Here is a 26415-nt window from a genome sequence, read left to right as displayed (position 1 = left end):
TGTCGCCCATGGACACACAGGACGCTATCCGCCGCCAGTTCAACGAGAGCATCGCCGTCAAGCAGGCGGCGATGGCCACGCTCGCGGAACCGCTGTCCCGCGCCATCGGCACCATGGTGGAAACCCTGCGGAGCGGCGGCAAGATCCTCGCCTGCGGCAACGGCGGCTCGGCAGCCGATGCCCAGCACTTCTCGGCCGAGCTGCTCAACCGCTTCGAGCGCGAGCGTCCCGGTCTCGCGGCAATCGCGCTGACCACCGATTCCTCGACGCTGACTTCCATCGCCAACGACTACGCCTACGAGCAGGTGTTCTCCAAGCAGGTGCTGGCGCTGGGGCAGCCCGGCGACTGCCTGCTCGCCATCTCCACATCCGGCGGTTCGCCCAATGTCGTCGCGGCCATCGAGGCGGCGCACCGGAAGGGCATGCGGGTGGTGGCGCTGACCGGCCGCAATGGCGGACGCATGGCCGCGATGCTGCGCCCGGGGGATATCGAGGTCAGGGCGCCCGCCGAACGCACCGCCCGCATCCAGGAGGTCCACCTGCTGGCGATCCACTGCCTCTGCGACGGCATCGACGGCGCGCTCTACCCCTGACGGCCGCGCGCCGCGACTACTTGACCAGCTTGAGCCTGGCCTTGCGCGCCTCGCCGGACGGCGCGCCCCCGGCGGCGCCGGGCGGCGGCTCCTCCGGCGCGGCCGGGCCCTCCTCCTCGGAGAAGATCATGCCGCGGCCGGTCTCGTGGGCATAGATGCCGAGCACGGCGCGCAGCGGCACGAAGATGGCGTAGGGCGTGCCGGAGAAGCGGGCCTCGAACCTCAGCATCTCGTTGCCGATGTCGAGGTTGGCCACGGCATTGTGGCTGACGTTGAGGACGATCCTGCCATCGCGCACATACTGGCCCGGCACCTCGACACCCTCCACGGTGGCATCGACCACCATGTGCGGGGTCTGGCCGTTGTCGGTGATCCAGGCGTGCATGGCCCGGAGCAGGTAGGGCCGCTGGGGAATGGAGCCGGGCGGCGGCATGCGCGGGCCGCCTACTGGCGCATCTCCTGCTCGGCGTCGGACAGGCTGTCCTGGAAGGAGCGACGCGCGAACACCAGGTCCATGTAGCGGCGGATGGGCTGTACGCTGCCCTTGAGCTCGATGCCGAAGGCCGGCAGGCGCCAGAGGATCGGCGCGATGGTGCAATCGACCAGCGAGAACTCGTCGCTGAGGAAATAGCGCTTGGCGCCGAACACCTCGGAGCTGCCGACAATGCTCTCCTCGAGCTGCCTGCGGATGCGCGTTGCCTGCTTGCGGTCCGCCGCCTTCTGCAGCTCATCGGCCAGCGCGTACCAGTCACGCTCGATGCGGAACAGCGCCAGGCGGAACTGCGCGCGGGTCACCGGGTCGACGGGCATCAGCGGCGGGTGCGGGAAGCGTTCGTCGAGATACTCGATGATGACGCGGGAGTCGTACAGCACCAGATCGCGATCCACGAGCGTCGGCACGCTGTGGTAGGGATTGAGGTCGAGCAGGTCCTCGGGCAGGTTCCCACCCTCCACGTCGACGACATCGATGGCAATGTTCTTCTCGGCCAGCACCATGCGGGTGCGATGGCTGTGGAAGCAGGTGGGGCTGGAGTAGAGCGTCATGAGTCCGGGCTGGTCCCCCCCGACGGCAGCGCTGTCACCCTGTCGCAGTGCGTTCGCGTTATCCATGCAACCGGTTCGGGCATGCGGTTACTTGACGTCTTTCCAGATCTCCTGCTTGAGCAGGTAGGCCAGGATGCCGAAGAGGAGCAGGAAGGCCAGCACCCAGACGCCGAGGCGCTGCCGCTCCAGCTGCATGGGCTCGCCTATGTAGGCGAGGAAGTTGACGGTGTCACGCACGAAGCGGTCGAACTCCGCCGGCGACATCCGGCCAGGGCTGACCTGGCGGAACTCCTTGAAGACCTTCTGCGCCGCGTCGCCCTTGCCCGCTTCCTCGAACACCGCTTCCTGGGTGCCCTGCAACTCCCAGAGGACGTGGGGCATGGCGGCGTTGGGCAGCATCAGGTTGTTGACCCCCGTCGGCCGCGACGGGTCGAGGTAGAACCCGCGCAGGAAGCCGTACAGGTAATTCGCCCCCTTGTTGCGCGCGATCAGCGAGAGATCCGGCGGCTCGATGCCAAACCAGCGCTTGGCGTCGTCGGGGCGCATGGCGATGGTCATGGTTTCCTGCGGCTTCTGCGCCGCGAACATCAGGTTCCTGACCAGCTGGTCCTCGGAGATCTGCAGGTCCTGGCCCAGGCGGTTGTAGCGCACGTACTGGGCGGAGTGGCAGCCCATGCAGTAGTTGACGAAGTTGCGCGCCCCACGCTGCAGCGACGCCACGTTGTCGACATCGACCGCGACATGCTCCGTCTTGGGGCCTTCCGACGCCGATGCCGCCGACGCGGCCAGCGCCATCATCGCCAGCATGGCTGCCTGCAGCAGGTGACGGCAGCAGGCAATCGACCTCATCATGACCGTGATCCTCACCATGGGCGGCCGCATCCTAGTGGCTGGCTTCATAGACGACCCGCTCCGGCACCGGCCGGGTCTTCTCGGCGCGGGTGTAGAGGGGCATCAGCAGGAAGAAAAGGAAATACAGCGCGGCGAAGAAGCGCGCGGCATAGACGTACACCAGTTCGGTGGCGGGCTGCAGGCCGAGGTAGCCCAGCGCCACGAAACTCACCACGAACACCCCGAGCGCCAGCCTGTAGGTCCAGCCGCGGTAGCGGATGGACTTCACCCGGCAGCGATCGAGCCAGGGCAGGAAGAACAGCAGCACGATGGCCATCATCATCAGGAAGGCGCCCCAGCCCTTGCTCGGCACCGAACGCAGGATCGCGTAGAAGGGGGTGAAGTACCAGACCGGGGCGATGTGCTCCGGCGTCTTCAGCATGTTGGCCGGCTCGAAGTTGGCGTGCTCGAGGAAGTAGCCGCCCATCTCCGGCGCGAAGAACACCACCGCGGCGAACAGCGCGAAGAAGATGACGATGGCGACCAGATCCTTGGCCGTGTAGTACGGGTGGAAGGCCACGCCGTCCAGCGGAATGCCCCGGGCATCCTTGCGCTCCTTGATCTCGATGCCGTCGGGATTCAGCGAGCCGGTCTCGTGCAGCGCCAGGATGTGCATCACCACCAGCAGCACCAGGGCCAGCGGCACCGCCGCCACATGCAGCGCGAAGAAGCGGTTCAGGGTGATGTCGGAGATGAAGTAGTCACCGCGGATCCACTCCACCAGGTCGGCGCCGACGCCGGGGATGGCGCCGAACAGCGAGACGATCACCTGGGCGCCCCAGTAGGACATCTGCCCCCATGGCAGCAGGTAACCCATGAAGGCCTCGGCCATCAGCGCCAGGTAGATCACCATGCCGATGAGCCACAGCAGCTCGCGCGGGTTCTTGTAGGACCCGTAGAGCAGCGCCCGGAACATGTGCAGGTAGACCACGATGAAGAAGGCCGAGGCGCCGGTCGAATGCATGTAGCGGATCAGCCAGCCCCACTGCACGTCACGCATGATGTACTCCACCGAGGCGAAGGCCTCGGTGGCGGACGGCTTGTAGTTCATGGTGAGGAAGATGCCGGTAACCAGCTGGATCACCAGCACGACGATGGCGAGGACGCCGAACACGTACCAGGCGTTGAAGTTCTTCGCCGCGTAGTACTCGGTGGCGTGCTCCTTGATCATCGCGGTGAGCGGGAAGCGCTCGTCCACCCAATCGATGAGCCGTGCGCAGCGGCCCTGTCCGGCTGCCCCGGATTGCGCGGCACTCATGCCTTGGCTCCCGTGTCGTCACCGATGATGATCATGTTGTCTCCGACGAAGCGGTAGGGCGGAATCGGCAGGTTGGTGGGCGCCGGGGAGCCGACCATGACCCGCCCGGCCATGTCGAAGCGCGAGCCGTGGCAGGGGCAGTAGAACCCGCCCTTCCAGTCCGGGCCGAGGTCCGGTGGCGCCACGTCGAAGCGTTCGATCGGCGCGCAGCCTAGATGGGTGCAGACACCGACCACGACGAGGATGTCCGGCTTGATGGCACGCAGGGGATTCTGCGCGTAAGCGGGCTGCTCGGATTCCTCGGAGCCCGGATCCTTGAGCAACGAGGCCGGTTCGGCCTCGACGCGGCTGATCATGTCCGCCGTGCGGCGCAGGATCCAGACGGGCCGGCCACGCCAGACGACGCGCACCATGGCGCCGTCCTCCAGCTTGCTGATATCCACTTCCACCGGGCCACCCATGGCCTGCGCACGTGCGCTGGGGCGGAAGGACGCCACGAAGGGCACGGCGGTGAGCACCACGCCCACACCGCCGACGACGCTGGTCGCTACGGTCAGGAAATGGCGTCGGCTGAGGTCGGCCTCATCGCTCATCGAGCTAATCCTCCCAGGCTCTGGTCCCGGCTCTTGTGGTCGTCATGCGGCCGTGGGCCCGGATCCGGGAGCGGAATCGATCTCGGCGGGGTGACGGCGGGCGCGTTTAAACCGGCAAATTATACACATGGCAAATTCGCGTTGCCTATGGCGACGCATGGCCGGCGATCAGCCCCGGCGGCGGATGGCAGCGCCCAGCTGGTTGAGCTTTTCCTCGATGCACTCGTAGCCGCGGTCGATGTGGTAGATCCGGTCCACCACCGTCTCGCCCTCGGCCACCAGGCCGGCCAGGACCAGGCCGGCGGAGGCGCGCAGGTCGGTGGCCATCACCGGTGCCGCGGTCAGGCGCTCGACCCCCTGGATCACGGCTGTATGCCCCTGCAGGCGGATGTTGGCACCCATGCGCTGCAGTTCCGGCATGTGCATGAACCGGTTCTCGAAGACGTTCTCGCTGATGGTGGCGACACCGCTGGCGACGCAGTTCAGGGCCGCGAACTGGGCCTGCATGTCCGTGGGGAAACCCGGGTGGGGGCTGGTGCTGATATCGACCGCGGTCGCCCGCCCGGGCATCCACAGTTCGATCCAGTCCGGCCCGGTGGCGACCCGGGCTCCGGCGTCGCGCAGCTTGGCCAGCACCGCTTCCAGGTGCCCCGGGCAGGTGTTGCGCAGGCGGACGTGGCCTCCGGTGATGGCGCCGGCGACGAGGAAGGTGCCGGTCTCGATGCGGTCGGGAAGCACCTCGTATTCCGCCCCGTGCAGGCGGCGCACGCCCTGGATGACGATGCGGTTGCTGCCGGCACCGCTGATCCTCGCGCCCATGCGGTTGAGGAACCCGGCGAGGTCCTCGATCTCGGGCTCGCGGGCGGCGTTCTCCAGCACGGTCTCCCCCTCGGCGAGTACCGCCGCCATCATGAGGTTCTCGGTGCCGGTGACGGTGACCTTGTCGAGCACCAGGTGGGCGCCACGCAAACGGCCGGCCCGCGCGCGGATGTAGCCATCCTCGATGTCCACCCTGGCGCCGAGGGCGCGCAGCCCCGCGACGTGGATATCCACCGGCCGCGCGCCGATGGCGCAACCGCCGGGCAGCGAGACATCGGCGGCACCGAAGCGGCCCACCAGCGGCCCGAGCACCAGGATCGACGCCCGCATGGTCTTCACCAGGTCATAGGGCGCGTGGTACTCGCGGATGCCGGCCGGGTCGACCTCGATGCGCTGGCCCTCGTGCAGGGTCACCGCCACCCCCATGCGGCCGAGCAGTTCGATGGTGGTGGTGATGTCGCGCAGGTGCGGAATGTTGCCGATGGTTACCTGCTCGTCGGTGAGCAGCGAAGCCGCGAGAATCGGCAGCGCGGCGTTCTTCGCGCCGGAAATGCGGGTTTCGCCTTCCAGGCGCCGGCCGCCGGTGATCGCGAGCTTGTCCATTCCCGTGGCGGCCGCGCTCAGCCCTTGCGGCCGGCCTGCTCCTCGGGCGTCAGCGTCTGGATGGACAGCGCGTGGATGTCGCCGCCCATGCGCGGCCCGAGGGCGGCGTACACCATCTGGTGCCGCTGCAGCGCGCGCTTGCCGGCGAATGCCGGACAGACGATCACGGCCTCGTAATGGATGTTGTCCGGGCTTTGCACGCTGGCCGTGCAACCGGGCAGCTGTGCCTCGATCAGGGCCTGGATTTCTGCTGGGTTCATCGGCAACACGGCGCCTTGGCGGGTAGGGCGCACATTATAGGGGCCGTTCGCGGCGAGCGAGGGCGCGCTGGCGGCTCCGCGCGGCGGATGGTTCCCGTACAATTGCCTGGCCTCCGTTTCTGGACCAGCCCGCCCATGACCCAGCCCCGATCCGCCGTGGATGTCCGCAGCCTGGCCCGCCGGGTGCTGGAGATCGAGGCCAGGGCGGTTTCCGGGCTGGCCGGACGCATCGACGAGTCCTTCGTCCGCGCATGCGAGCTGATGCTCGCCTGCGACGGCCGGGTGGTCGTCACCGGCATGGGCAAGTCCGGCCACATCGGCGGCAAGATCGCCGCCACGCTGGCGAGCACCGGCACCCCGGCATTCTTCGTGCACCCGGGCGAAGCCAGCCACGGGGATCTCGGCATGATCACCCGGTCGGACCTGGTGGTGGCGGTGTCCAACTCCGGCGAAACCGGGGAAATCATCACCATCCTGCCGCTGCTCAAGCGGCTCGGCGTGCCGCTGGTCACGCTCACGGGCGCGCCCCGCTCCACGCTGGGGCAGGCGGCCACCGTGGTGCTCGACGTCGGCGTCGCCGAGGAAGCCTGCCCCCTGAACCTGGCCCCCACGGCCAGCACCACCGCGACCCTGGCCATGGGCGATGCCCTGGCGGTGGCGCTTCTCGAGAGCCGCGGCTTCACCCGCGAGGACTTCGCGCTGGCGCACCCCGGGGGCACGCTCGGCCGGCGGCTGCTGCTGCGGGTCGCCGATGTCATGAACTCCGGCACGGCGGTGCCCCGCATCGGTCCCGATGCGCCGCTGTCCGAGGGGCTGCTGGAGATGACGCGCAAGAGCCTCGGCATGACCGCCGTGGTGGACCCGGCCGGCCGCCTGCTCGGCGTGTTCACCGACGGAGACCTGCGCCGGGCGGTGGACCGCGCGGTCGACATCCACCGCACGCCGATGCGCGCGGTCATGACCACGGGCTGCAAGACCATCGGCCCCGCCGCGCTGGCTGCCGAGGCGGTGCACCTGATGGAGCAGTTCAAGATCACGGCGCTGCTGGTGGTGGACGAACACGAGGTGGTGGTGGGTGCCCTCAACGTCCACAACCTGTTCCGCGCGGGAGTGATGTAGCCGTGGCACCACCCGACGCTGCCCTGCTGCGGCGAGCCGCGGGCATCCGCCTGCTGATCCTCGACGTGGACGGTGTCCTGACCGACGGACGCCTGCATTACGATGCCGAGGGCCGCGAGTTCAAGAGCTTCAACGTCCGCGACGGCTATGGCATCAAGCAGCTGATGGCGGCCGGCTTCACCGTCGCGGTGATCTCCGGCCGGCCCTCGACATCCGCCGCCGGCCGCATGGCGGACCTCGACATCCGGCATGTGATGCTGGGCGAGGCCGACAAGGGCAGGGCGCTGGCGACGCTGCTCGAGGCCACCGGCATTCCGGCCAGCGCGGCCGCCTGTGTCGGTGACGACGAACCCGATCTGCCGGTCATGCGGCAGGTGGCACTGCCGATAGCGGTCGCCGATTGCCATCCCTCGGTGGCCGGCACCGCCGCCTGGCGCACCACCCTCGCGGGCGGGGCCGGCGCGGTGCGCGAGGTCTGCGACCTGCTGCTGGCGGCCCGCGCCGCGCGCCGCGACTGAGCCCGGCATGATCCCGCGGCGTGCGCTGGCCGTGCTGGGCCTGCTGATCGTGACGGTGGGCAGCAGCCTGCTGCTGCGCCAGCTCGACAGCGAACAGCCACCGGCACCGGCCGCACCGTCGCTGGGCGTGGGCTACTACATCAATGACGCGACCCTGACCGGCACCGGGGACGACGGTCAGGTCCTCTACCGCCTCTCGGCAGCGCGCGTCGTGCAGCAGCCGGCCGACGGCACGGTCACGCTCGAGGATGTCAGCGTGAACTACGACCCGGCCCGGCAGGTTCCCTGGCGCCTGACGGCCGAGACAGGGCAGATACTCGCGGATGGTAAGATGATCGCACTCTCCGGTAACGTCGTTGCCGCCACGCGCGGAACCGACAACCCTTCCGCCATCGTCCGCACCGACTACCTGGAGTTCGACCCGGGCACGGACATCGCGTCCACGGACAGGAAGGTTGACATCGACTATGCGGGAAGCACGGTCCACGCCGTGGGCCTGCGGGCGCTGCTGCGGGAGGATCGTCTGCAGCTGCTCGCCGACGTCACGGGCCACTATGTGCGCTGACGGCGCCCGGCGGGCGCTGCGGATCGTGGCGGCGTGCGCGGTGCTGGCCGGTACCCTGGCCTGGACCGGGCAGGCCGGCTCCCAGGCTCCGATCCAGGCTCCCGCTCCCGCTGCCGCTCCTGCTGCGGGCGCTGCCCAGCAGGCTCCGGCCCCGGTGCCGCCGCAGGCCCAGCCTGCTGCCCGGAACCGGGTCAAGGCGGCCCTCCCTGATTTCGACAACCAGCGCAACCTGCCGATCGACCTCGATGCACAGTCGTCGGAGTTTGACCGGCGCAACAACAAGCTGGTGTTCCGTGGCATGCACATCACGCAGGGCACGCTCAGCATCCGCGCCGACGTCGCCGAGGCCACGCGCCTGGACTTCGAGAACAGCCGCTGGCTGTTCCGGGGCAACGTGGAAATCATCAACCAGGGGGCCAGGGCCTGGTGCGACGAGGCCGAGCTGACATTCCTCGGACACGAGCTGCGCAGCGCGCTGCTGCACGGTGCCCCGGCGCGCTTCGAGCAGCAGGTAGCCGGTGGCCAGCGGACCGAAGGCCGCGCCGGGATCATGGACTACGACGTCGCCGGCGGCATGATGCGCATGTCCGTCAACGCCTGGGTCAGCGATGGCGCCAACGAGATCGCCGGCGAGCGCATCAGCTACGACCTGCGCCGCCAGTATGTCACCGCCGAGGCCGGCAGCGGCGGTCCGGTGCGCATGAAGATCAACCCGTCGCAGGGCGGGCGGAAAGGCGGTGCGGCGCCGTGAGCACCCTGCTCGCCCGGGACCTGAGCAAGCGCTTCAAGGCACGGCAGGTGGTGCGGCAGATCTCGCTGGAGATCAGCAGCGGCGAGGTCGTGGGTCTGCTGGGCCCCAACGGCGCGGGCAAGACCACGGCGTTCTACATGATCGTCGGCCTGATTCCCTGCGACGCGGGCAGCATCACCCTCGACGGCGAGGACCTGACGCACCTGCCGATGCACCGGCGCGCACGACTGGGCCTGGGCTACCTGCCGCAGGAGGCGTCGGTCTTCCGCAAGCTGTCGGTCGAGGACAACATCATGGCCATCCTCGAGACGCGCGACGACCTCTCGCGCAGCGACCGCGAGGCGCGGCTCGAGGCGCTGCTCGACGAACTGCATATCAGCCATGTGCGCACCGGGCTCGGCATGAGCCTCTCCGGTGGCGAGCGCCGCCGCGTGGAAATCGCGCGGGCCCTGGCCGCGGAGCCGCGCTTCGTGCTGCTCGACGAGCCCTTCGCCGGCGTCGATCCGATCTCGGTACTCGACATCCAGCGCATCATCCGCCACCTGGCCGAGCGCCAGATCGGCGTGCTGATCACCGACCATAATGTGCGCGAGACCCTTGGAATCTGCGGCCGCGCCTATATCCTCAGCGATGGGGCGATGATTGCCCAGGGCGCCCCCGCCGAGATCCTCGCGAACCAGCAGGTCCGCGAGGTTTACCTCGGCGACAGCTTCAGGCTATGAACCGGGCGCAGATGAAGGACCGATGCTGAAACCCTCGTTGCAGCTGCGTGTTGGTCAGCAGTTGACCATGACGCCACAGCTCCAGCAGGCAATCCGCCTGCTGCAGCTGCCCGTCCTGGAGCTGAATGCACAGCTCCAGCAGCTGCTCGACAGCAACGTCATGCTGGAGGTCGAGGAGCCGGCCGAGCGGGATGCGGATGCCCCCGGGATCGCCGAAGCGGCCGAGTTCGAGCGTTTCGACGGCGACCGCGAGCCCGTGGTGGCCGACACCGCCGACACGGCCGGCGATTTCGACTACGACCCCGACGAGAGCGGCGTGCTCCCCGACGGGCCGCTCGACTCCCCGCTGTGGAACGAGGCATCGGCGACCAGCCGCAGCGATCCCTGGTCGGACGACGACCGGCAGGCGGAGATTGCCGACGAAACCGGGCAGTCGCTGCGCGAGCACCTGCTCTGGCAGCTGGAGATGGACCACTTCAGCCCGCGCGAGGCGCTCATCGGCGAGGCGCTGATCGACTACGTCAACGATGACGGCTACCTGACCGAATCGACACAGGCCATCCTCGCCATGCTGCCGGCCACCGCCGGCTTCGCGCTCGCCGAGGTCGAACAGGTGCTCGCGCGGGTACAGATGCTCGACCCGCCGGGCGTGGCGGCCCGTGACCTGCGCGAGTGCATCGCACTGCAGCTGCAGCAGCTGGACCCGGCCACACCCGGGCTGGCACTGGCGCAGGCGGTCGCGGCCTCGCACCTCGATCTCGTGGCGGAGCAGCAGTTCGCCATGCTGCGGCGCAAGCTCGGCGTGTCCGACACCGAGCTCGAGTCGGCGCTCGCGCTGGTGCGGGCCTGCAATCCCCGGCCGGGTGCCGGCATCGAGGCGGCGCGGCCCGAGTACGTGGTGCCCGACGTGTTCGTGCGCAAGCACGACGGCAAGTGGCTGGTCGAGGTCAACCGCTCCCTGGCACCGCGCCTGCGGGTCAACCAGGCCTACGCGCAGATGCTGCGCGGGAATCCCGAGCACGCGGTACTGCGCACCCAGCTGCAGGAGGCGCGCTGGCTGGTGCGCAGCCTGGAGATCCGCAACGACACGCTGTTCAAGGTCGCCAGCTGCATCGTCGACCGCCAGGCCGATTTCTTCGAGCATGGCGAGGAGCGCATGAAGCCGATGATCCTCAGGGACGTGGCCGAGGCGGTGGAAATGCACGAATCCACCATCTCGCGCGTCACCTCCGGCAAGTACATGCATACTCCCCGCGGCGTGTTCGAACTGCGCTACTTCTTCTCCAGCCAGGTCGCGGGCGAGGATGGCACGGAGCAGTCCTCGACCGCGGTCCGGGCGCGGATCCGCAAGCTCGTGGGCCAGGAAAGCCCCGGGGCGCCGCTGAGCGACAGCCGCATCGCCGAACTGCTGCAGGCCGACGGCATCAACGTCGCGCGGCGCACCGTGGCCAAGTACCGCGAGGCCATGAAGATCCCGCCATCCAGCGAGCGCCGACGCCGGGGCGTGCGCCGGCCGGCACCGCCATGCGCCTGATCATCGTCAGCGGCCTGTCCGGTTCGGGAAAGAGCGTGGCGCTGCACCTGCTCGAGGACGTGGGCTTCTATTGCATCGACAACGTCCCGGCGGCCCTGCTCGACTCGGTGATTTCGCAGATCGCCGCCACCGGCGACCCTTTCTACGAGAACCTCGCCGTGGGCGTGGACGTGCGCAGCCGCGCCGCCGACCTGGAGTCGCTGCCGGAGCTGATCCGCCGCTTCCGCGGGCTCGGCATCCGCTGCGAGATCGTCTTCCTTCACGCCAGCGAGGACAGCCTGCTGAAGCGCTACGCGGAGAGCCGCCGCCCCCACCCGCTGTCGGCCCAGGGCATGAGCCTGCGGGAGGCGATCACCCGCGAGCGCGAATTGCTGGGGCCGGTCATGGCCGCTGCCGAGCTCATCATCGATACCAGCCAGACCAGCATCTACCAGCTGCGCGATGCGGTGCGCGGCCGGGTGGGGCTGCGCACGGAACCCGGGCTGTCGATCCTCATCGAGTCCTTCGGCTACAAGCACGGCATTCCGCTGGACGCCGACTTCGTCTTCGACCTGCGCTGCCTGCCGAACCCGTACTGGGAGCTCAGCCTGCGCCCGCTGACGGGCCGCGACGCCCAGGTGATCGCCTACCTGGATGCCCAGCCACCGGTGCAGGAGATGTACCGCGACATCCTCGGCTTCCTGCAGCGCTGGATCCCGCGCTACGCGGATTTCAATCGCAACTACCTCACCGTGGCGCTCGGTTGCACGGGTGGCCAGCACCGCTCGGTCTACATGGCGGACAAGCTGGCCACGGAACTGGCGCGCCAGCACCAGCAGGTGCTCATCCGGCACACCGAGTTGCGCGGCATCGACCGCCCTCCGGAAGAAGCCGGCGCGCGGCCGCCAGACTGAACGCCGCGGCTCAGCCGGTCCCGGGCATCTTCAGGGCCCGCATCCGCTGCGAGTACTGCTCCGACAGGTCACGCCAGCCGGCAATTCCGCAGGGCGCCGTGACGGGCGCGCCTTCCATGAAGGCCTGGATCTCGTCGCGGCGGGCCAGCGCATCCTCGTAGCCGAGCCGGATGAGCTCGCGGGTGTAGCCCTGCTCGAACAGCAGGTAGCTGGCCAGCTGGCGCCCGCCGTAGTTGAGCGCCCCCAGCCCGTTCATCAGCAGCTGCACCGGCCTGGGCATCTCGTGGACATGGCGCACGGCAATCTCGCGGATGTCCCGGCTCGGCAGCATGATCAGCGCATCGATGTAGCGCAGCGGCGCCGTGCCGACATCGCATTGCCGGTTCGGCTGGCATTCGAGCATCTGGTTGATGCGCGTCAGGCGCTCGAGGTCCTGCGACAGGCCATCCATGAACAGCGCATCGAGCACGTAGCCGGCGATGCGGCCGAGGCTGGGGTACGGGATGTCCTCGTCGGGCCCCGGGACCGGGTCGAACTCCTCGTCGCGCACGCCGATGACCAGCAGCCGGTCGGCACCGAGGTGCACCGCCGGCGACAGCGGCGTGGCCTGGCGCATGGCGCCGTCGCCGTAGTATTCCTTGTTGATCAGCACCGGCGGGAACATCATCGGCACGGCGATGCTCGCCATGAGGTGGTTGAGCGTGATGGTGTCGGGCCGCCCGACCCGCCGTACCCTGTCCCAGGGCCGGTGCCCGCTGGCGCCCTGGAAAAACGACACCGAGCGCGCCGAGCCATAGCCGGCGGCGGTGATGGCCACGGCATCGAGGTAGCCGCGATCGATGGACTCCTGGATGGCGCCCAGGTTGATGGCCCGGGTCAGCAGTTCGCGCAACGGCGAGTTGTCGAGCAGCGAGCGTGGGTTGGCCACGCCGAGGCCGCCGAAGATGATCGCAGCCGTCCAGTGCGCGCTGCTCTTGAGCATGGTCCAGGAATCGGCACGGAACACGTGCTGGGACCGGAAGTGTCCCCACACCCGCTCGAGGTCCGATACGGCATGGCGGAACACCCGCGCCTGGCTGGCGATGACGGCCGCGCTGATGGCGCCGGCCGACGTGCCGCTGATGATCGGGAACGGATTGGGTGCGCGCCGCGGCAGGATCTCCGCGATCGCCTTGAGGACGCCGACCTGGTAGGCGCCGCGTGCGCCGCCGCCGGGCAGGATCAGCGCGATGCGCAGGTCCCGGGGCGACCCCGCCGTACCCGTTGGCTTGTCCGGCATTGGTGCCCGAATCTCCCGAAGCGACCTGCGACCGCAGTGCGCCCAAGACTATACGCGGCAGCTCCCGCGCCACAAGGGACTGCGTCAAGCCGCCCGCGGCCGGCAGGCATCATCCGGCAGGCAGACCCTCGACCTGGTTGGCCGGCACACCGGACTTTTCCAGGCTCGTGAGGTTGGACAGCGTCGTCTGCGCGATCTGCCGGAGCGCTTCGGTCGTCAGGAATGCCTGGTGGCTGGTGATGAGCACGTTCGGGAAAGTCAGCAGCCTGGCCAGCTGGTCATCGGAGATGCCCGCCTCGGAAAGATCCTCGAAGAAGATGCCCTCTTCTTCCTCGTAGACATCCAGGCAGGCGCCGCCAATCTCCTTCCTCTTCAGCGCGCGGATCAATGCCGGGGTGTCGATCAGCGCGCCCCGGCCGGTGTTGACCAGCATCACTCCTGGCTTCATTTTCGCCAGCGACCCGGCATTGATCATGTGGTGGGTGCCCTTGTTCAGCGGCACATGCAGCGAAACGATGTCGGACGCGGCCAGCAGCTCTTCCAGGGAGACATAGCGGATGCCCGCCTCCTCGCCGAAGCGGCTGTCGGGATACAGGTCATGGGCCAGCACCTGGCAGCCCAGGCCGCGGAATATCCGGCACATCACCCGGCCGATGTTGCCGGTGCCGACGATGCCCGCGGTCTTGCCGAACAGGTCGAAGCCCACCAGCCCCTCGAGCGAGAAATTCAGCTCGCGCACCCGTGCATGGGCCCGGTGGATCTTCCGGTTCAGGGTCAGCAGCAGCGCCAGGGCATGCTCGGCCACCGCATGGGGCGAATAGGCCGGGACCCGCAGCACGGGAATCCCCGCTGCCGCCGCAGCCCGCAGGTCCACATGGTTGAACCCCGCGCAGCGCAGGGCGATGGCCCTGACGCCGCCATCCTTCAGCCTGCGGATCGCCGCTTCGCTGACACGGTCGTTGACGAAGCTGCAGACCGCATCGAAGCCGGCGGCGAGCCCCGCGGTTTCCGGCCCGAGCCTCACCTCGACGAACTCGATCTCGTGGCCATGCCCGGCGTTGGCGGCGAGGAACACGTCCCGCTCGTACCTGTGGGTATCGAAAAACAGGATCTTCATGTCAGGCAGCTCCCTCAGGGGCACAGCACATTTGGCGGCGAAATTCACCCAATTGGGGCAGGTGCCCCATCGCGCATGAATGCTAGCATCCCGGGGACGCCATCCCTGAACCGGCTTGAAGGAGTCCTCCATGCACGATTCAATGCTGAAGACAGCGGTGATGACCAGCTTGCTCATGGCCTGTGGGTCGCCGGCAGGGGCAGCCGGCTTCTTCCTGACCGGCGGCCTGACCGGTACGAACATCGAGACGGATGGCCTGCCCGAGGCAATTGCCGCAGAGGGACTGTGGGCATCCGGTGAAGTCAAGGATACCGCGGTCGGCTACCAGATCGGCATCGGCTACGACTTCAACGAAGCCTTCGCGGTCGAATTCAAGTATGGCGACTCAGGTGATGGCGAAGAAACCATCATCATCAGCGATGGTATCGACTCGGTACCCGTGAATATCAAGTCGAGCATCGACGGCTTCACGCTCTATGGTGTGGCGCAGGGCTCCTTCGCACCGGACTGGTTCGTCTACGGGAAGGCCGGCTATACCTTCCAGGATGGCGAGGTGGACATTTCCGCATTCGGCGCTTCGGAGTCCGTGTCCGACGACGATGACGGCCTTGCCCTGGCCGCTGGCGTGCGCCACCAGGTCAATGCCAACTGGTCCATCAGCGGTGAGCTCGAATACTTCTCTGTCGACTTCGACAGCTCCTTCAAGGAGCCACTGCGGGGATCGATCAACCTGATATACCACTTCAGCAGGTAGCGCTCCGGGGTGCGGCCGCAGCACCCGGCCGGTGGTAAGATCGAAGCCACCAACGGACGCGGAGCAGGATCATGCAGGGATCCCGGTGGCATCGATGGCTGGCGGCGGCGGTTGCCCTGATGGGGCTGACCGCGGTTGCCGCGGCGCAGGCGGATGTGGCGGTCGGCCAGCCGGCACCGGACTTCCGCCTGCAGGACCAGAACGGCAAGTGGCACACACTGGCGGATCATCGCGGCCAGTGGATCGTGCTGTACTTCTATCCCAAGGACCAGACGCCGGGCTGCACCAAGGAGGCCTGCTCGTTCCGCGACAACATCTTCGCCTTCGAGGCCCTGGGTGCGGTGGTGCTCGGCGTCAGCCTCGACGACGTCGCCTCCCACGACGAGTTCGCCAGGAAGTACAGCCTGCCCTTCCCGCTGCTGGCCGACAGCAACGGCACGGTCACCAACCTGTACGGCGTGATGGGCGGCTTCGGCCCGATCAAGCTCGCCAAGCGGCAGTCGTTCCTGATTGCGCCCGACGGCAAGATCGCCAGGCACTACGAGAGCGTGGAGCCCGAGAAGCACTCCGCCGAGGTGCTGGCGGACCTCAAGGCGCTCGGCGCGAAGAAGTCATCCTGAGGCCGGTGGCGCCTGGCGCTCGGCGCGGCGCCCCAGCCACCAGCCGTTGAGGGCCCAGGCGCCGGCGAGCCCGGCGCCAAGCAGCGCCACACCCGCGGCGGACAGCCCGCCGCCCTCCAGCGCGCCCTTGACCTGCGCGGACAGGGCATCCCCGCCACGGTAGACGGGGACGTCGATCAGGTTCTTGGCCTTGTACTTGCTCTCGGTATCCACGCGGCTGAAGAGCATCTCGCGCGCCGGGCGGATGAAGGCGTATTCGCCGGCGCGCCGCGCCACGAATACCACCGCCAGCACCGCGAAGCTGTTGAACAGCGCCAGCGCGGTGAAACCGGCCACCATCGCCACCGGAATCACCGTCAGCAGGACCATCACGCCGAGGCGCGAGGCCACCCGGCCGGTGATGAAGAGCTGCGAGACCACGGCCAGCGACTGCACGATGTAGTCGAGGCGGCTGAAGACCCGGGTACGCTCCTCGATGTCGGGGAAGGTCTCGGTCACCAGCCGCAGCTGCTCGAAGTACAGGAAGGTGTTCACCGAGGCCAGCAGCACCACGAACAGCGCGATACCCAGCAGGTAGGGCGACTTCAGCACCAGCGTGAACCCGGCGAAGGGATTGCCGCCCATGGCGCGCTCGTCGCGCGCTGGTGCGCCGTGCTGCACCGGGGCACCCGCCCAGATGCGCAGCAGGCGGCGCTGGCAGAAGATGGCCACGGCGAAGAATGCCGCGCCCATGTAGAGCACGCCCGAGTTGCCGATGTGCGCAACCGTCAGGTCCGTCATCAGCGGCCCCAGCAGCGCGCCGGTGGTGCCGCCGGCGGCAATCACGCCGAACAGGCGATGGGTCTGGCCGGTGTCGAACAGCTCAAGCAGGAAGCTCCAGAACACCGAGACGATGAACAGGTTCAGCACGCTGATCCACACATAGAAGAATTCGCCGAAGGCCAGGTAGCCGGCCTGCGTGGAGAACGCCAGGCCGACCGCCGCCAGCGACAGCATGACGAAGCCGTAGATCCAGGGCAGGAACGCCGAGCGCCGGAATCGCGTGCAAAGCCAGCCATAGGCCGGCACGATGAGGATGGACGCGACCCATGTCACCAGGTACAGGTCCGCAACCCGTTCCTTGCCGAGGATCGTCCCCACGGTCTCGCGCACCGGGCGCACCGCGAAATAGCCGCCGAGCACGCAGAAGAACAGCAGGAACGCCGCCACCACCGCCGGCGCTTCCGCGGGTTCCACCTGCGCGACCCGGCCCAGCAGGCCGCCGCGGCCGCCGGCACGGCTCACCGGGCGCCGACCCGCAGGATCTTCATGCCGTTGGTGCCGCCGGAAACGCCGGTGAAATCACCCTTGGTGATGATCACCAGGTCACCCTCCTCCACATGGCCCATGGCGCGCAGCGTCGAGATCACTTCCTCGTTGACCAGCGCCGGATCGGAGTGGGTGATGTCGAAAGCGACCGGGTAGACACCGCGGTACAGCTGCACCCGCCGCCGCGTGGTCTCGTGGCGCGTGAAGGCGAAGATCGGGATGTCGGTGCGTACTCGCGACATCCATAGCGGTGTGCTGCCCGACTCGGTCAGGGCCATGATGGCCTGGGGCCGCAGGTGGTTGGCGGAGTACATGACGGCCATGGCAATGGCCTCGTCCACGGCCTCGAACTGGTCGTCGGCGCGGTCGCGCGGGCGCCCGCCGGAGAACTGGTAGGTCTCGGCGCCGACGCAGACCTCCGCCATCGCCGCTACCGCGCGCACCGGGAACTCGCCCACCGCGCTCTCCGCCGAGAGCATGACCGCGTCGGTACCGTCGATGACCGCGTTGGCCACATCCGACACCTCGGCGCGGGTCGGCATGCGCTGGTGCACCATGGATTCCATCATCTGGGTCGCCGTGATCGCCACCTTGTGGCGGCCGCGGGTCATGCGCAGGATCTTCTTCTGCAGGCCCGTGAGCCCGGCGTAGCCCATCTCCACCCCGAGGTCGCCGCGGGCGACCATCACCGCGTCCGAGGCGTCGATGATGCTCTCGAGGTTGGCCACCGCCTCCGCGCGCTCGATCTTCGCGATCAGGTGGCCGCTGCCACCTGCCCGGCGCAGCAGTTCGCGCGCCTCGTGCATGTCGTCGGCACCCCGCACGAAGGACACCGCGAGCCAGTCGATGCCGGCGGCGGCGGCCTGGCGGATGTCCTCCTTGTCCTTCGGCGTCAGCGCCGGCGCCGAGAGGCCGCCTCCCTGGCGATTGATGCCCTTGTTGTCGGACAGCACGCCGCCGGCGGTGACGGTGCAGCACACGCGGCTGCCATCGACCTTGTCGACGCCGAGGACGATCTGGCCGTCATCGAGCAGCAGCACGTCACCGCGCACCACATCCTGCGGCAGGCGGTCGTAGGCCACGCCGACGCCGCCGGCATCCCCCGCCTGCGGATCCATGGCGGTGTCGAGCACGAAGCCCTGGCCCTCCTTGAGGGTCACCGGGCCATCACGGAAGCGGTGGATGCGGATCTTCGGGCCCTGCAGGTCACCGAGGATCGCCACGTGCTTCCCCGCCGCAGCCGACAGCTCGCGGACCTGGCCGATCTGCCGCGTGCGGTCCTCCCAGCTGCCGTGGGAGCAATTGATGCGCACGACATCGGCGCCGGCGGCAATGAGCTCGGCAAGAACACCCGGCTTGTCGGTGGCCGGGCCGAGCGTGGCGATGATCTTGGTTCTGCGCATGGGAATGTCCCGTGCCGGCGGCTCAGCCGCGGGCGCGCTCTTCGAGGATGGCCACGGCGGGCAGCGTCTTGCCCTCGAGGAACTCGAGGAAGGCGCCACCGCCGGTGGATACGTAGGAAATGCGGCTGGTGAGGCCATATTTGTCGAGCGCGGCAAGCGTGTCGCCGCCGCCGGCGATGCTGAAGGCCGGGCTGGCCGCCACGGCCGCGGCAAGCTGGCGCGTGCCGGCGCCGAACTGCTCGATCTCGAACACGCCCACCGGCCCGTTCCAGACGATGGTGCCGGCATCCCCGACGATGGCCGCATAGGCGGCTGCCGTGGCCGGGCCGATGTCGAGGATCATCTCGCCGGGCTGCACGCCGGACACCGGGCGGCTGACGGCCTGCGCCGACTCGCTGAATTCGCTCGCCACCACCACGTCGGTGGGCAGCGGGATGCGCGCCCGGCCGGGGCCCGGCAGCGCGAGCCGGCGCGCCTCGGCGACGAGCTCGGCCTCGTGCAGCGACTTGCCGACGGCATGGCCGGCGGCGGCGATGAAGGTGTTGGCGATGCCACCGCCGACGATCAGCGTGTCGACGCGGGTGACGAGATTCTCCAGCACGGAGAGCTTGGTGGAGACCTTCGAGCCGCCGACGATGGCAACCACCGGCCGCTTCGGCTCCCGCAGCGCCTTGCCCAGCGCCTCCAGCTCGGCCACCAGCAGCGGGCCGGCGCAGGCGATGCGGGCGAAGCGCGCGACACCGTGGGTGCTGGCCTCGGCGCGGTGCGCCGTGCCGAAGGCATCCATGACGAAGACATCGCAGAGCGCGGCCATGCGGCGCGCCAGATCCTCGTTGTCCTTTTTCTCGCCCTTGTTGAAGCGCACGTTCTCGCAAAGCACGACTTCACCGGGCTTCACGTCCACGCCATCGAGCCAGTCGCGCAGCAGCCGCACCTCGCGCCCCAGCAGCCCGCCGAGATGGTCCGCCACCGGCTTCAGCGAGAACTCCTCGGCGTACTGGCCCTCGGTGGGCCGCCCGAGGTGCGAGAGCAGGATGATCGCGGCGCCCTTCTGCAGCGCCTGCTTCACGGTGGGAAGCGTGGCGACGATGCGCGCATCGCTGGTGACACGACCGTCCCTGACGGGCACGTTCAGGTCGGCGCGGATCAGGACCCGCTTGCCCGCCAGGTCCTGTTCCGACATCTTCAGCACGTGCATCTCGGCGCTCCCTCCCCGGCCTGCCTCCGTGTTCAGCGTGCGTTGACCAGCGCCAGCGTGGTGTCGAGCATGCGGTTGGAGAAGCCCCACTCGTTGTCGTACCAGGCCAGCACCTTCACCAGCGTGCCGCCGATGACGCGGGTCTGGGTGGCATCGAAGATGGAGCTGCGGGGGTCGTGGTTGAAATCGATGGAGACCAGCGGCTCGGTGTTGTAGCCGAGGATGCCCTTGAGCCCGCCCTCCGAGGCGGCCCTGAGGATGCCGTTGACCTCGTCGACGCTGGTCGGCCTGGCGGCGGTGAAGGTCAGGTCGACCACCGAGACATTGATGGTCGGCACGCGCATGGCGAAGCCGTCGAGCTTGCCGTTGAGCTCCGGCAGCACCAGACCCACCGCCGCGGCGGCGCCGGTCTTGGTGGGGATCATCGACTGGGTGGCCGAACGGGCACGGCGCAGGTCCTCGTGGTAGACATCGGTGAGGACCTGGTCGTTGGTGTAGGCGTGGATGGTGGTCATCAGGCCATGGAGCACGCCCAGCTTGTCGTGCAGCGGCTGGACCAGCGGCGCCAGGCAGTTGGTGGTGCAGGAAGCGTTGGAGATGACCGTATCGGAGGCCTTGAGCTTCTGGTGGTTCACGCCGTAGACGATGGTGGCGTCCACGTCCTTGCCGCCCGGCGCGGAGATGATCACCTTCTTCGCCCCGCCCTTGAGGTGGGCCGAGGCCTTTTCCTTGCTGGTGAACAGCCCCGTACACTCGAGCACCACGTCGACGCCGAGATCCTTCCAGGGAAGCTCGGCCGGGTTGCGCATGGCCAGCACGCGGATGCGGTCGCCGTTGACGACCATGTGGTCGCCATCCACGGCAACCGTGCCCGGGAAGCGGCCATGGGCGGTGTCGTGGCGGGTCAGGTGGGCATTGGTCTTCGAGTCGCCGAGATCGTTGACGGCGACGATGCTGATCTCGCGGTTGCGACCCGACTCGTACAGGGCCCGGAGGACGTTGCGGCCAATGCGGCCATATCCGTTGATCGCGACTTTGACTGCCATGGTTACCTCACTTGCCAGATGCTGCCGTGACGGCGCCCAGTTCCCGGGCCAGCCGCACGATGTGGTCGGCCGTCAGGCCGAAATGTTCGAACAGCGCCTTCGCCGGCGCCGACTCGCCGAAGCCATGCATGCCGATCACCCGCCCGGCGGGCCCGACGAAGCGGTACCAGAGGTCGGTGACGCCGGCCTCGATGGCGATCCGTCGCGTCACCGCGGCCGGCAGCACGGCCTCCTGCCAGGCGGCGTCCTGGGCCGCGAACAGCGGCGCACAGGGCATCGACACCACCCGCGCCCGGCAGCCGGAGGCCGCGAGCTGCGCGGCCGCCGCCATTGCCAGCGCCACCTCGGAACCCGAGGCCATGAGGATGATGTCAGGGTTTGCCGCATCCATTAATACGTAGCCACCACGCCGGATGGCATCCAGCTGCCCGGCGCTTCGCGCCTGCGCCGGCAGGTTCTGCCGGCTGAGCACCAGGCTGCTCGGCCCGTCGCGCCGCTCCACCGCATCGCGCCAGGCCACCGCCGTCTCGGCGGTATCGCAGGGACGCCATACGCGCATGTTCGGTATCAGCTGCAGGCTGGCGACATGTTCCACCGGCTGGTGGGTCGGGCCGTCCTCGCCGAGGCCGATGGAGTCATGCGTCAGCACGAAGATGCTGCCGACCTTCATCAGCGCCGCCATGCGCAGCGCGTTGCGCGCATAGTCGGAGAACACGAGGAAGGTGCCGCCGTAGGCGATGAAGCCGCCGTGCAGGTTCAGCCCGTTGAGCATGGCGCTCATGCCGAACTCGCGCACGCCGTAGTGGATGTAGTTGCCCGCCGCGCTTTGCGCCGTGATGGGCACCGAGGCGACGTGCAGCGTCAGGTTCGAGCCGGTGAGGTCCGCCGAGCCGCCGATGAGCTCGGGCAATGCGGGGCCGAGCACGTTGAGCACCTCGAGAGAGGCCTTGCGGGTGGCCTTGGCGGCCGTGTCGGCTGCGGCGCGCGCCAGGGCATCGGCGGCGGTTGCCGCCCAGCCGTCGGGTAGTTCCCCGCGCATGCGCCGCTCGAACTCGCGGGCCAGCTCCGGGTGCTCGGCCGCATAGCGGCCGAACAGCGCGCGCCACCCCGCCTCCTGGCGTTCGCCGCGGCCACGGGCATCCCAGCCGGCGCGGATGGCGTCCGGGATGACGAAGGGCGGTGAGGTCCAGCCCAGGCGCTCGCGCGCGGCGGCCACCTCGGCCGCACCCAGCGGGCTGCCGTGGGTGGCCTCGGTGCCCTGCAGGTTGGGTGCGCCGAAGCCGATGATCGTGCGACAGCAGATCAGGGTCGGTGCCTCGGTGTTCTGCCGTGCGGCGATGACTGCGGCGCGGATGGCCTGCGGGTCATGACCGTCGACATCGGGGATGACCTGCCAGCCGTAGGCGCGGAAACGCGCCGCGGTGTCGTCGGCGAACCAGCCATCGACGTGGCCGTCGATGGATATGCCGTTGTGGTCGTAGAAGCAGATCAGCTTGCCGAGCTTGAGCGTGCCGGCGAGCGAGCAGGCCTCGTGCGAGATGCCTTCCATCAGGCAACCATCGCCGAGGAACACGTAGGTATGGTGGTCGACCACCGGAAAGCCGGGCTGGTTGAAGTGCGCGGCGAGCACCTTCTCGGCCAGCGCCATGCCCACCGCGTTGGCCAGGCCCTGTCCCAGCGGGCCGGTGGTGGTCTCGATGCCATGCGCAGGACTGCGCTCGGGGTGCCCGGCGGTCGGCGAACCCAGCTGGCGGAAGTGGCGCAAGTCGTCCATCGACAGCGGATAGCCCGTCAGGTGCAGGACGGCGTACAGCAGCATCGAGCCGTGCCCGTTGGAGAGCACGAAGCGGTCGCGGTTGGCCCAGCCGGGGTTGCCGGGGTTGTGGCGCAGGAAGTCGTTCCACAGCACCTCGGCGATGTCCGCCATGCCCATGGGCATGCCCGGATGGCCCGAATTGGCCTGCTGCACGGCATCCATGGCCAGCGCGCGGATGGCGTTGGCGAGGTCACGGCGCCCGGAGGCGCCGGTCTTGTCGTTCGTGGTGCTCATCGGCTTCCCGGACCGGGCTGCGAGCCGCGGATTGTAGCGTGCCGGGTCGGAGTTTCGAAGCGCCGGGCCGCTATCGGTGGATCCCGCGGCCGGCCCGGACGGCAAACGGCAGGGCGCCCGGCCGCCTTGGCAGGTCCGCGGGGCATCGCTAAGCTAGCGCGCCCTTCCTGAACAGCCGCCCATGCCGACGCACAAGCTCAAGCCCCTGCCCAGCCTCATCTTCTTCTCGCGATGGCTGCAGCTTCCGCTTTATCTGGGCCTGATCCTCGCCCAGGGGGTGTACGTCTACCTGTTCCTCAAGGAACTGTGGCACCTGATCCACGATGCCGAGTCGCTCAGCGAGCAGGGCATCATGCTGATCGTGCTCGGCCTGATCGACGTGGTAATGATCTCCAACCTGCTGGTCATGGTCATCGTCGGCGGCTACGAGACCTTCGTTTCCCGGCTGCGCCTCCAGGGCCATCCGGACCAGCCCGAGTGGCTGAGCCACGTGAACGCCAGCGTGCTCAAGGTGAAGCTGGCCATGGCGATCATCGGCATCTCCTCCATCCACCTGCTGAAGACCTTCATCGAGGCGGGCCAGCTCGGGCTGCCGCCATGCCAGCCGGGTGTGCCGGCCACCACGACCTCTTGCAGCCGGGCCAGCCACCTGGGCGTGATGTGGCAGACCATCATCCACTGCACCTTCATCCTCTCGGCGCTGGGGGTGGCCTGGACGGACCGGGTGATGACAGGCAATACCGAGAAGCGCCAGCACGCCGCCTGAGGCCGGCAGCGGGCGCAGCACCCCGGGGGCCAGGGCGCCCCGTGGCAGCGAAAAACTTCGAACCTTCCAGCCGGCACCCTATAATGCTCGGCCTTCGGCAGCCATAGCGGACCTTTCCATGCCCAGCAGCAGCCTGTTCACCTCGGAGTCGGTATCCGAGGGCCACCCGGACAAGATGGCGGACCAGATCTCGGACGCCGTGCTCGACGCCATCATCAAGCAGGATCCGGCGGCCCGCGTCGCCTGCGAAACGCTGGTGAAGACGGGCTTCGTGCTGGTGGCCGGCGAGATCACCACCTCGGCCTGGGTGGACCTCGAGCCGCTGGTGCGCGAGGTGGTCTGCGACATCGGCTACGACCACTCCGATCTCGGCTTCGACGGCAATGCCTGCGCGGTGCTCAATGCCATCGGCAAGCAGTCGGGCGACATCGCCCAGGGCGTGGACCGCAAGGACCCCCGCAAGCAGGGCGCCGGTGACCAGGGCATGATGTTCGGCTACGCCACCAACGAGACCGAGGTGCTGATGCCGGCACCCATCACCCTGGCCCACCGCCTGGTGAAGAAGCAGTCCGAGGTGCGCAGGAAGGGCAAGCCCGGCTGGCTGCGGCCCGATGCCAAGAGCCAGGTGACCATGCGCTACGAGGACGGCAGGCCCGTGGCCATCGACGCCGTGGTGCTCTCGACCCAGCATTCGCCGGAAGTCAGCCAGAAGACGCTGCGCGAGGCGGTGATGGACCTCATCATCAAGCCGGTGCTGCCGAAGAAGCTCGTCCACAAGGGCACGAAGTTCCACATCAACCCGACCGGCCGCTTCGTCATCGGCGGGCCCACGGGTGACTGCGGGCTCACCGGCCGCAAGATCATCGTCGACACCTACGGTGGCATGGCCCGCCATGGCGGCGGCGCCTTTTCCGGCAAGGACCCCACCAAGGTCGACCGTTCCGCGGCCTACGCGGCGCGCTACGTCGCCAAGAACATCGTCGCCGCCGGCATCGCCGCGCGCTGCGAGGTGCAGCTGTCGTATGCCATCGGCGTGGCCGAGCCCACCTCGGTGGCGGTGGAGACCTTCGGCACCAGCGCGATCCCCGCCGAGCGCGTCACCGCACTGGTACGCCGGCACTTCGACCTGACGCCATACGGCATCCGCGAGATGCTCGATCTGCACCGGCCGATCTACCGGGCCACCGCAGCCTACGGCCACTTCGGCCGCGACGACGCGAAGTTCCCCTGGGAGCGCACCGACAAGGCCGCCGCGCTGCACGAGGCGGCCGGCATCCGCCGCTGAGGACCGCCGGGCGGGCCGTCCGCGAGGACGGTGCCCCAAGAACGCATCGAGAGGACCAGACATGAGCAGCAAGCCCGCAGTAGCCCTCCAGGCCGACCACAAGGTCGCCGACATCGGACTCGCCGAATGGGGCCGCAAGGAAATCCGCATCGCCGAGACGGAGATGCCGGGCCTGATGGCGGTGCGCGAGGAGTACCGGGCCGCGAAGCCGCTGAAGGGTGCGCGCATCGCCGGCTGCCTGCACATGACCATCCAGACGGCGGTGCTGATCGAGACACTGGTGGAGCTCGGCGCGCAGATCCGCTGGTCCTCGTGCAACATCTTTTCCACGCAGGACCACGCCGCCTCCGCCATCGCAGCCGCCGGCATCCCCGTGTTTGCCTGGAAGGGCGAGACCGAGGAGGAGTACTGGTGGTGCGTGGAACAGACCATCCTCGGGCCAGACGGCTGGCGCCCCAACATGATCCTCGACGATGGCGGCGACCTCACCGCCATCATGCACGACAAGTATCCCGAGCTCATGAAGCAGGTGCGCGGCATCTCCGAGGAAACCACCACCGGCGTGAAGCGCCTCTACGACATGGCGAAGGCCGGCACGCTGGCCTGCCCCGCCATCAACGTCAACGACTCGGTGACCAAGAGCAAGTTCGACAACCTCTACGGCTGCCGCGAGTCGCTGGTGGACGGCATCAAGCGTGCCACCGACGTGATGATCGCCGGCAAGATCGCCGTGATCGCCGGCTATGGCGATGTCGGCAAGGGTTGCGCGCAGTCGCTGCGCGGGCTGGGCGCCACGGTGTGGGTCACCGAGATCGACCCGATCAATGCCCTGCAGGCGGCGATGGAAGGCTACCGCGTGGTCACCATGGACCAGGCCGCCGGCAAGGCGGACATCTTCGTCACCGCCACCGGCAACTTCCATGTCATCACGCACGAACACCTGAAGCAGATGAAGGACCAGGCGATCGTCTGCAACATCGGCCACTTCGACAGCGAGATCGACGTCGCCTCTCTGCGCAAGTACAAGTGGGAGAACATCAAGCCGCAGGTCGACCACATCATCTTCCCGGACGGGCGTCGCCTCATCCTGCTGGCCGAGGGTCGCCTGGTGAACCTCGGCTGTGCCACCGGCCACCCTTCGTTCGTGATGTCGAACTCCTTCACCAACCAGGTGCTGGCGCAGATCGACCTGTGGAACAGCGCCTCGAAGTACGAGCGCAAGGTCTACGTGCTGCCCAAGCACCTGGACGAGAAGGTGGCGCGGCTGCACCTGAAGAAGATCGGCGCCGCGCTCACCACGCTGACCCAGGCCCAGGCCGACTACATCGGCGTGCCGCTGGAAGGTCCGTACAAGCCCGAGCATTACCGCTACTGAGTCGCCCGTCGCCGGGCGTGCGACTTAATGCGGCGCCCGGTCGTCCGGGCT

The 26415-nt window shown here is 68.5% G+C and carries 27 protein-coding genes; 13 read left to right on the top strand and 14 right to left on the bottom strand.

Annotated features, from left to right (window positions below):
* Positions 1-8 precede the first annotated feature (8 nt).
* A complete protein-coding gene (locus HRU81_00940) occupies positions 9-593 on the top strand; it encodes a phosphoheptose isomerase (protein ID QOJ33222.1) in 585 nt (194 codons plus the stop codon).
* A 16-nt stretch (positions 594-609) separates the two neighbouring features.
* Here HRU81_00940 and HRU81_00935 read toward each other — a convergent pair whose 3' ends face one another.
* The 7 genes from HRU81_00935 to HRU81_00905 form a co-directional block, all read right to left on the bottom strand.
* Entirely contained in the window at positions 610-1026 is a 417-nt protein-coding gene (locus tag HRU81_00935) for a ClpXP protease specificity-enhancing factor (GenBank protein ID QOJ30790.1), read from the bottom strand.
* Positions 1027-1037: 11 nt separating this feature from the next.
* Positions 1038-1637 carry a glutathione S-transferase N-terminal domain-containing protein gene (locus HRU81_00930; GenBank protein QOJ33221.1) on the bottom strand — a complete coding sequence of 200 codons (600 nt, stop codon included), beginning with the start codon at positions 1635-1637 and terminating at the stop codon, positions 1038-1040.
* Between the two features lie 87 nt (positions 1638-1724).
* The gene (locus HRU81_00925; protein ID QOJ33220.1) at positions 1725-2444 is read right to left on the bottom strand and encodes a cytochrome c1; all 720 of its coding nucleotides are present in this window, start codon (positions 2442-2444) and stop codon (positions 1725-1727) included.
* A 76-nt stretch (positions 2445-2520) separates the two neighbouring features.
* Positions 2521-3786, bottom strand: coding sequence for a cytochrome bc complex cytochrome b subunit (locus tag HRU81_00920; protein QOJ30789.1), 1266 nt, complete (start codon positions 3784-3786; stop codon positions 2521-2523).
* On the bottom strand, positions 3783-4379 hold the full coding sequence (gene petA / locus HRU81_00915) for a ubiquinol-cytochrome c reductase iron-sulfur subunit (protein QOJ30788.1): 597 nt from the start codon (positions 4377-4379) through the stop codon (positions 3783-3785). Before petA ends, HRU81_00920 begins: the two co-directional genes overlap by 4 nt.
* A gap of 168 nt (positions 4380-4547) precedes the next feature.
* Entirely contained in the window at positions 4548-5801 is a 1254-nt protein-coding gene (murA, locus tag HRU81_00910) for a UDP-N-acetylglucosamine 1-carboxyvinyltransferase (GenBank protein ID QOJ30787.1), read from the bottom strand.
* Positions 5802-5818: 17 nt separating this feature from the next.
* Positions 5819-6061, bottom strand: a complete 243-nt coding sequence (locus HRU81_00905; GenBank protein QOJ30786.1) for a BolA/IbaG family iron-sulfur metabolism protein — start codon at positions 6059-6061, stop codon at positions 5819-5821.
* A 135-nt stretch (positions 6062-6196) separates the two neighbouring features.
* On the opposite strand from HRU81_00905, the gene HRU81_00900 reads away from it, so the two are divergent.
* Genes HRU81_00900 through rapZ form a run of 7 tightly spaced genes read left to right on the top strand, consistent with a single transcriptional unit; the run spans position 6197 to position 12163 of the window.
* Positions 6197-7180: a KpsF/GutQ family sugar-phosphate isomerase gene (locus HRU81_00900; GenBank protein QOJ30785.1), complete on the top strand. Its 984-nt coding sequence runs from the start codon at positions 6197-6199 to the stop codon at positions 7178-7180.
* A gap of 2 nt (positions 7181-7182) precedes the next feature.
* A complete protein-coding gene (locus tag HRU81_00895; protein ID QOJ30784.1) occupies positions 7183-7698 on the top strand; it encodes an HAD hydrolase family protein in 516 nt (171 codons plus the stop codon).
* 7 nt (positions 7699-7705) lie between these two features.
* On the top strand, positions 7706-8263 hold the full coding sequence (gene lptC, locus HRU81_00890; GenBank protein ID QOJ30783.1) for an LPS export ABC transporter periplasmic protein LptC: 558 nt from the start codon (positions 7706-7708) through the stop codon (positions 8261-8263).
* Positions 8253-9014: a hypothetical protein gene (locus HRU81_00885; GenBank protein QOJ30782.1), complete on the top strand. Its 762-nt coding sequence runs from the start codon at positions 8253-8255 to the stop codon at positions 9012-9014. Before lptC ends, HRU81_00885 begins: the two co-directional genes overlap by 11 nt.
* On the top strand, positions 9011-9736 hold the full coding sequence (lptB, locus tag HRU81_00880) for an LPS export ABC transporter ATP-binding protein (protein QOJ30781.1): 726 nt from the start codon (positions 9011-9013) through the stop codon (positions 9734-9736). The genes HRU81_00885 and lptB overlap by 4 nt, the downstream gene beginning before the upstream one ends.
* Positions 9737-9761: 25 nt before the next feature.
* Complete coding sequence (locus tag HRU81_00875; protein ID QOJ33219.1) at positions 9762-11270, top strand: RNA polymerase factor sigma-54; 1509 nt, start codon at positions 9762-9764, stop codon at positions 11268-11270.
* Positions 11261-12163, top strand: coding sequence for an RNase adapter RapZ (gene rapZ, locus HRU81_00870; protein QOJ30780.1), 903 nt, complete (start codon positions 11261-11263; stop codon positions 12161-12163). The genes HRU81_00875 and rapZ overlap by 10 nt, the downstream gene beginning before the upstream one ends.
* Positions 12164-12173: 10 nt before the next feature.
* Here the strand turns inward: rapZ and HRU81_00865 are convergent, their stop codons facing one another.
* A complete protein-coding gene (locus HRU81_00865) occupies positions 12174-13442 on the bottom strand; it encodes a patatin-like phospholipase family protein (GenBank protein QOJ30779.1) in 1269 nt (422 codons plus the stop codon).
* Positions 13443-13551: 109 nt separating this feature from the next.
* Positions 13552-14559, bottom strand: coding sequence for a 2-hydroxyacid dehydrogenase (locus tag HRU81_00860; protein ID QOJ30778.1), 1008 nt, complete (start codon positions 14557-14559; stop codon positions 13552-13554).
* 130 nt (positions 14560-14689) lie between these two features.
* On the opposite strand from HRU81_00860, the gene HRU81_00855 reads away from it, so the two are divergent.
* Positions 14690-15313 carry a porin family protein gene (locus tag HRU81_00855; GenBank protein ID QOJ30777.1) on the top strand — a complete coding sequence of 208 codons (624 nt, stop codon included), beginning with the start codon at positions 14690-14692 and terminating at the stop codon, positions 15311-15313.
* Positions 15314-15384: 71 nt separating this feature from the next.
* Positions 15385-15933, top strand: coding sequence for a peroxiredoxin (locus HRU81_00850; GenBank protein ID QOJ30776.1), 549 nt, complete (start codon positions 15385-15387; stop codon positions 15931-15933).
* Here HRU81_00850 and HRU81_00845 read toward each other — a convergent pair.
* Genes HRU81_00845 through tkt form a run of 5 tightly spaced genes read right to left on the bottom strand, consistent with a single transcriptional unit; the run spans position 15925 to position 22938 of the window.
* Entirely contained in the window at positions 15925-17190 is a 1266-nt protein-coding gene (locus HRU81_00845; protein ID QOJ33218.1) for an MFS transporter, read from the bottom strand. The genes HRU81_00850 and HRU81_00845 overlap by 9 nt on opposite strands.
* A 23-nt stretch (positions 17191-17213) precedes the next feature.
* The gene (pyk, locus tag HRU81_00840; protein QOJ30775.1) at positions 17214-18644 is read right to left on the bottom strand and encodes a pyruvate kinase; all 1431 of its coding nucleotides are present in this window, start codon (positions 18642-18644) and stop codon (positions 17214-17216) included.
* Positions 18645-18666: 22 nt separating this feature from the next.
* Positions 18667-19842 (bottom strand): phosphoglycerate kinase, encoded by a 1176-nt coding sequence (locus HRU81_00835; protein QOJ30774.1) that lies wholly within the window; start codon positions 19840-19842, stop codon positions 18667-18669.
* 32 nt (positions 19843-19874) lie between these two features.
* Positions 19875-20888, bottom strand: a complete 1014-nt coding sequence (gap, locus tag HRU81_00830; GenBank protein ID QOJ30773.1) for a type I glyceraldehyde-3-phosphate dehydrogenase — start codon at positions 20886-20888, stop codon at positions 19875-19877.
* A gap of 7 nt (positions 20889-20895) precedes the next feature.
* The gene (gene tkt, locus HRU81_00825; GenBank protein QOJ30772.1) at positions 20896-22938 is read right to left on the bottom strand and encodes a transketolase; all 2043 of its coding nucleotides are present in this window, start codon (positions 22936-22938) and stop codon (positions 20896-20898) included.
* A 181-nt stretch (positions 22939-23119) separates the two neighbouring features.
* On the opposite strand from tkt, the gene HRU81_00820 reads away from it, so the two are divergent.
* From HRU81_00820 to HRU81_00810, 3 genes are all read left to right on the top strand, one after another.
* On the top strand, positions 23120-23704 hold the full coding sequence (locus tag HRU81_00820; GenBank protein QOJ30771.1) for a TIGR00645 family protein: 585 nt from the start codon (positions 23120-23122) through the stop codon (positions 23702-23704).
* A gap of 118 nt (positions 23705-23822) precedes the next feature.
* Complete coding sequence (locus tag HRU81_00815) at positions 23823-24989, top strand: methionine adenosyltransferase (GenBank protein QOJ30770.1); 1167 nt, start codon at positions 23823-23825, stop codon at positions 24987-24989.
* A gap of 61 nt (positions 24990-25050) precedes the next feature.
* On the top strand, positions 25051-26364 hold the full coding sequence (locus tag HRU81_00810; GenBank protein ID QOJ30769.1) for an adenosylhomocysteinase: 1314 nt from the start codon (positions 25051-25053) through the stop codon (positions 26362-26364).
* The last annotated feature ends 51 nt before the right edge of the window (positions 26365-26415 follow it).

Source organism: Gammaproteobacteria bacterium, from assembly GCA_015709695.1.
Lineage (GTDB): Bacteria > Pseudomonadota > Gammaproteobacteria > Steroidobacterales.
Note: the sequence above shows the minus strand (reverse complement) of the source record. Positions and strands in the feature narration are given on the sequence as shown.

Bases quoted from the DNA above. Each gene is read 5' to 3' on its own strand.
- HRU81_00820 (QOJ30771.1), top strand. From the start codon at position 23,120: ATGCCGACGCACAAGCTCAAGCCCCTGCCCAGCCTCATCTTCTTCTCG.
- gap (QOJ30773.1), bottom strand. From the start codon at position 20,888: ATGGCAGTCAAAGTCGCGATCAACGGATATGGCCGCATTGGCCGCAAC.
- HRU81_00815 (QOJ30770.1), top strand. From the start codon at position 23,823: ATGCCCAGCAGCAGCCTGTTCACCTCGGAGTCGGTATCCGAGGGCCAC.
- HRU81_00940 (QOJ33222.1), top strand. From the start codon at position 9: ATGGACACACAGGACGCTATCCGCCGCCAGTTCAACGAGAGCATCGCC.
- lptC (QOJ30783.1), top strand. From the start codon at position 7,706: ATGATCCCGCGGCGTGCGCTGGCCGTGCTGGGCCTGCTGATCGTGACG.
- HRU81_00835 (QOJ30774.1), bottom strand. From the start codon at position 19,842: ATGCACGTGCTGAAGATGTCGGAACAGGACCTGGCGGGCAAGCGGGTC.
- murA (QOJ30787.1), bottom strand. From the start codon at position 5,801: ATGGACAAGCTCGCGATCACCGGCGGCCGGCGCCTGGAAGGCGAAACC.
- HRU81_00920 (QOJ30789.1), bottom strand. From the start codon at position 3,786: ATGAGTGCCGCGCAATCCGGGGCAGCCGGACAGGGCCGCTGCGCACGG.
- HRU81_00930 (QOJ33221.1), bottom strand. From the start codon at position 1,637: ATGACGCTCTACTCCAGCCCCACCTGCTTCCACAGCCATCGCACCCGC.
- HRU81_00855 (QOJ30777.1), top strand. From the start codon at position 14,690: ATGCACGATTCAATGCTGAAGACAGCGGTGATGACCAGCTTGCTCATG.
- HRU81_00850 (QOJ30776.1), top strand. From the start codon at position 15,385: ATGCAGGGATCCCGGTGGCATCGATGGCTGGCGGCGGCGGTTGCCCTG.
- HRU81_00925 (QOJ33220.1), bottom strand. From the start codon at position 2,444: ATGCTGGCGATGATGGCGCTGGCCGCGTCGGCGGCATCGGCGTCGGAA.
- HRU81_00810 (QOJ30769.1), top strand. From the start codon at position 25,051: ATGAGCAGCAAGCCCGCAGTAGCCCTCCAGGCCGACCACAAGGTCGCC.
- HRU81_00905 (QOJ30786.1), bottom strand. From the start codon at position 6,061: ATGAACCCAGCAGAAATCCAGGCCCTGATCGAGGCACAGCTGCCCGGT.
- rapZ (QOJ30780.1), top strand. From the start codon at position 11,261: ATGCGCCTGATCATCGTCAGCGGCCTGTCCGGTTCGGGAAAGAGCGTG.
- HRU81_00885 (QOJ30782.1), top strand. From the start codon at position 8,253: ATGTGCGCTGACGGCGCCCGGCGGGCGCTGCGGATCGTGGCGGCGTGC.
- tkt (QOJ30772.1), bottom strand. From the start codon at position 22,938: ATGAGCACCACGAACGACAAGACCGGCGCCTCCGGGCGCCGTGACCTC.
- petA (QOJ30788.1), bottom strand. From the start codon at position 4,379: ATGAGCGATGAGGCCGACCTCAGCCGACGCCATTTCCTGACCGTAGCG.
- pyk (QOJ30775.1), bottom strand. From the start codon at position 18,644: ATGCGCAGAACCAAGATCATCGCCACGCTCGGCCCGGCCACCGACAAG.
- HRU81_00860 (QOJ30778.1), bottom strand. From the start codon at position 14,559: ATGAAGATCCTGTTTTTCGATACCCACAGGTACGAGCGGGACGTGTTC.
- HRU81_00900 (QOJ30785.1), top strand. From the start codon at position 6,197: ATGACCCAGCCCCGATCCGCCGTGGATGTCCGCAGCCTGGCCCGCCGG.
- HRU81_00935 (QOJ30790.1), bottom strand. From the start codon at position 1,026: ATGCCGCCGCCCGGCTCCATTCCCCAGCGGCCCTACCTGCTCCGGGCC.
- HRU81_00865 (QOJ30779.1), bottom strand. From the start codon at position 13,442: ATGCCGGACAAGCCAACGGGTACGGCGGGGTCGCCCCGGGACCTGCGC.